Source organism: Collinsella aerofaciens, assembly GCF_040910185.1.
Taxonomy (GTDB): domain Bacteria; phylum Actinomycetota; class Coriobacteriia; order Coriobacteriales; family Coriobacteriaceae; genus Collinsella; species Collinsella aerofaciens_BF.
Genome location: NZ_JBDGBA010000037.1, coordinates 1 through 4090, shown reverse-complemented (window position 1 = coordinate 4090; position 4090 = coordinate 1). Strand labels below are relative to the sequence as shown.

The following is a 4090-nucleotide window of genomic DNA, read 5'->3' as shown; positions in this document are numbered from 1 at the left end:
CCCGTAAAGTTCATGCCGGGCTATCTCGATGGCTGCTGCCTGCCCGTTTATCTCTTTGGCGAGGTCGTACTCCAGTGCAGCCGTACCATGCGATATGCTCTTTCCTTTCCCTATCATCGTGAAAGTATTTTTTTAAGTTCGGTGATTAGTGCCTGAATCTCTTCAAATACCTCCCGGTACTGGCGACCACCGAAGTAGTTGTTCAGCCGTTGGAGCGTTCCTTTCAACTGGGCTATGTCCCGGAGAAGCTGCCGTTCCTCCTCGGTGTACCTCTCCCTTGGGCGCCCCCCAAGGGACAAACTCCGGCAGTATTCCGATACGCTTAGACTGCACCGGGCTGCCTGCTCCGCAAGTGCGTCCTTTTCAAGTTCGGTACACCGGAATGTAATCTTTTCGTTCCGTCTTAGTTCCATGCCACAAAGGTAATCTTAAAATCTTTTTGAGCAAAGCGAGAAAGGCAAGAAATGTCCGACAAGGACACTTCTTGCTATATATACACATGCCGCATGGGAATACATCCACGCCAACCGCCCAGCAAAAAGCCCCGGCGTGTTAGAAAATCCCCCACAGCCTAACAAATTCTACCCCATTTCTACCCAAGGGGATTACACGCCGCAGAAGTCATCCGGGAACATGTCTTCCAGTTCGTCCAAATCAATGGTTTCTTCTTCGGACACCTCCACCCATTCAATGTTTTCTTTCCCTCTTATCGCACATGAGTACATCTCGGCGGCGGCAAGAGAAGAGAACACCTCGTGCATAGGCTCGCCGTTCTCTAACCAGTAAACACAATATTCGACCATAACAGTTTTATCATTTATCGTTGTAATGCCCCTCTACCTCCAAGATGTAGACCTCTACCACTTCCTCGTAAATGTCATAGATTATCCGGTCATGGGCGGTAATGTGTCGAGACCATGTAATATCCCCACCGCCCCTTAACGCTTCGGGATGCCCAAGCCCAGTCTTAGGGTGCTCTAACAATTCTTTGTAGATTTTCTTATACTTCTTGAACAAATTGGGGTTTGATTTCTTCCATTTGGCAATCACCTTATCCACCCCGTCGGAAACCCTAATTGTGTACATCATAGACTATCGAAATAAGCGTCAATATCCTCACTGCTTTTGAGGGTAACACACTTTCCGGATTTGATTTCTTCCCTTGCCTTGTCAATCCTTGCTTGCAGCTCCGGGGTTATCATCAAATCTTCACGACCAACTTTTACCAAAGCGTAAATCTCGTTTTTCCTGCGAATTAGTACCTGCTCGCCATTGTCAGCTTTGGTGAAAGACGCTGCGAGGTTGTTACGGTATTCTCTTACTGATAATGCTTCCATATCTGTTTGCTTTTAAATTCAGCACAAAGATAGCTATATTTCAATAAAATACAAACATTTTGTACACAAACGTGTACACGCCATAAAAACCCGTTTCCAATCCTACCGCCCGTTGGTTGGTTTTGCTTTGCTCTTTTTCCCTATCGTTTTTCTTTTTCCGACAGTAAATCAACCACTTAGCTCTATAAATTCCCCTTGTCTGTTATAAGCATCGTCTGTAATATGCTCTATCACTTCTTCGCAAACGCCCATAAATAAAGGGATTAGAACATGTGTTTCCCCACACTTTGGGAGTTTAAAAGTAAATTAGTCCCCACACTTTGGGAGTTTTACCCCTCTTTTTTTGTTTTAATGTGGGGATTGTGTATATTTGCAGCAAATCAATCGTTTATGAAAAAGAAACTACCTATTACCAAGAATAAAGATGTTGTTGTTTCATGGGTATATACATGGTCAAAACAGCAAGACATGTCCATACACGAACAAAGAATAGTTCTTCGCATACTGGAAGCGTGCCAAGCTGAACTAAAGGGAGTAAAACTGAAAGATTATGCAGGCACGAAACGCAAGTTTGAGCATGGACTTTGGGATGTTGATGCACAAATGCATGTATCTGACGTTATTTTTTCCGGACGTGATTACAATGAAATCATAGCCGCACTCGATTCTTTGGCAGGACGTTTTTTTACTTACGAAGATGACGAGGAATGGTGGAAGTGCGGATTTATATCTAACCCAAAATATAAAAAACGCACTGGCATTATAACCTTTCGTGTGTCTAACGACCTTTGGGATGTGTTTACCAAGTTCGCCAAGGGGTACAGAGAATTTGAGTTAAACAAGGCTCTTGCGCTACCTACTGGGTATTCCCTTAGGTTTTACATGTTAATGAGTGGGCAGGTGTACCCTTTGGATATATCCCTTGAAAACTTGAAAGACCGCCTTGGCATACCAGCGGACAAGTACAAGGACAAGAACGGAAAAGATAGAATTGACAACTTCGAGGAAAGGGTTTTAAAACCTGCAAAGGCTGCGCTTGATGAGAGTTGCCCATACACTTTCAACTACGTGAAAGTGCGTGAAAACCCAAACAACAAACGTAGCAAGGTGACCGGATTTAGGTTTTACCCGGTCTATCAACCACAGTTCAGGGATGAAGAACTGGAAGGGAAAGAATTGCAGGCAAAGGTTACAGCACGATATCAGATAGACAGCCATGTGTACGAGTACCTCCGTTATTCCTGCGGCTTCACATCGGAAGAGATAAACCGGAACAAAGAGACATTCATAACGGCACAAGAAAAGATAACCGACCTTATCGGAGAACTGGCTCTCCTAAACGGAAAATCACGAGAAAAGAACAATCCGAAAGGGTGGATTATAAACGCCCTTAAAGGGAAAATCAAGGATAAGTAACAAGATTACCCGGCTGAAACACTCCGGGTAATCTTGTCAAATCAGAGGAACGATTTCCATTTCTACACCAAGTTCTTTCATCTGCTGTTGTATTTCCTCGCTGCTTAGTTTCTCTCTCGCCAGTGCAAGCCCATGAAAGGCGTCCCAGCCTGCCGGCTTCGAAACGATACTACCGTTTAGGACGGCATGGGTGATTTCGCCGCCGGACTTCGCACCCTTGTTCAGTATGAAGAAGAACCGGGGTTCTTCGTGTTCCGTTGTTCCCATAATTCGTAAAGTTAGAGTTTATTTGTTTCCCTTTTGTTCCCTTGCCTGCTCTTGGAAGTATTCATAATACTGCTTGTAGTTGTCCCGGTCTTTGGCTGCATCCGTCCAAAGATAGCACATGAAACAAGCGAACAATAGGGAGATAACAGCACAAAGGATTGAGTAGAACGAAATTCGTTTGTCCACATAACCGCCGTTTTTCATTCTGTACCCCTGCCGTTCAAAGTCCGCCAACACGTTTTTTAGGCGATTTTCGGCACTTTCAAGGCTTTTCCCGTCTATTTGTACCTTTCGGGCTGTTGCGTCCTCTATGCGCTTCGTATAGACTTCAACACGCTTTAGTTCTTGATACACCAGTTCTACCGCAAGCTGCGGGTTTACCCTTGGCGTTGTATCTTTTCTTTTCCGGGGGCTGTACTGTCCCTGCTTAACGTTGGAAGCTGCCGCTTCCGGGTGTGAGTTTGTTTCCATGAGATATGTTCATTGAGTTGCACTTCAGTTTGCTTTGTGTCCGCTCGATATGGGCGAGAGTGTAGCCTTTCCCTATCTCGCTTGCCTTATACTCCGTACCGCTTCGGGCTGTGACATAGTAGCCGTTAAGTTTCCCGGTGCTTGCCCTGGCTTCCCGGACTTTAAAACCTCTCTTACCAAGTTCTTCCTTGAATTTGGTAAAGTCAAAGCCCTGCATCTTCTTCAATACGCCGTCCATGGCTTCCTTGATTTCCGCTTTGTTGACTTTGCCAATGTCCTGCGACTGTACAAAGTTCCGTTCCTTGGCTATGGCATTGGCGGCTTCCGTTGCCTTTTTCCCTATCCAGTTGTCCCGGTACAGTTCCCCGGAAAGGGAAACCCGGTTTGCCAGTATATGCAGGTGGGCTTGTTCTTTTTTGCTCTCCGTACCGCTGTGCCGGATGATGATGTACTGGTGGTTCGCCAACCCCATGCGCTGCATGAAGTCGTTACCAAGTTCCGCCCAGTCCGCATCCGTAAAGGTGGCGCTTTCCTCTATCGAGGGGCTGACCTCGAAACGTAGGCAATTGTTTTTTACGTTCGGAAAATCAGCGTGGTAT

General features: G+C 45.7%; 8 protein-coding genes. 1 reads left to right on the top strand and 7 read right to left on the bottom strand.

Going from position 1 to position 4090, the window contains the following annotated elements:
* Nucleotides 1-113 precede the first annotated feature (113 nt).
* The 4 genes from mbpA to AB5Z54_RS09685 all read right to left on the bottom strand — a co-directional run bounded on the left by mbpA (nt 114) and on the right by AB5Z54_RS09685 (nt 1337).
* Entirely contained in the window at nt 114-413 is a 300-nt protein-coding gene (gene mbpA / locus AB5Z54_RS09700; protein WP_368161385.1) for a mobilization protein MbpA, read from the bottom strand.
* 192 nt (nt 414-605) lie between these two features.
* On the bottom strand, nt 606-761 hold the full coding sequence (locus AB5Z54_RS09695) for a hypothetical protein (RefSeq protein ID WP_192915051.1): 156 nt from the start codon (nt 759-761) through the stop codon (nt 606-608).
* A 52-nt stretch (nt 762-813) separates the two neighbouring features.
* Nucleotides 814-1086, bottom strand: a complete 273-nt coding sequence (locus AB5Z54_RS09690; protein WP_004295504.1) for a type II toxin-antitoxin system YoeB family toxin — start codon at nt 1084-1086, stop codon at nt 814-816.
* Nucleotides 1086-1337, bottom strand: a complete 252-nt coding sequence (locus AB5Z54_RS09685) for a hypothetical protein (RefSeq protein ID WP_004295507.1) — start codon at nt 1335-1337, stop codon at nt 1086-1088. Before AB5Z54_RS09685 ends, AB5Z54_RS09690 begins: the two co-directional genes overlap by 1 nt.
* A gap of 270 nt (nt 1338-1607) precedes the next feature.
* Between AB5Z54_RS09685 and AB5Z54_RS09680 the strand changes: the two genes are divergently transcribed.
* A complete protein-coding gene (locus AB5Z54_RS09680; RefSeq protein WP_438265585.1) occupies nt 1608-2753 on the top strand; it encodes a replication initiation protein in 1146 nt (381 codons plus the stop codon).
* A 36-nt stretch (nt 2754-2789) separates the two neighbouring features.
* On the opposite strand, the gene AB5Z54_RS09675 is transcribed toward AB5Z54_RS09680, so the two are convergent.
* The 3 genes from AB5Z54_RS09675 to mbpB all read right to left on the bottom strand — a co-directional run.
* Entirely contained in the window at nt 2790-3020 is a 231-nt protein-coding gene (locus AB5Z54_RS09675) for a hypothetical protein (protein WP_004295510.1), read from the bottom strand.
* Between the two features lie 18 nt (nt 3021-3038).
* A complete protein-coding gene (gene mbpC, locus AB5Z54_RS09670; RefSeq protein WP_149960692.1) occupies nt 3039-3491 on the bottom strand; it encodes a mobilization protein MbpC in 453 nt (150 codons plus the stop codon).
* Nucleotides 3448-4090, bottom strand: a 643-nt coding sequence (gene mbpB, locus AB5Z54_RS09665; RefSeq protein WP_368161383.1) for a mobilization protein MbpB, incomplete at its 5' end; no start/stop codon positions are given. The genes mbpB and mbpC, both read right to left, overlap by 44 nt.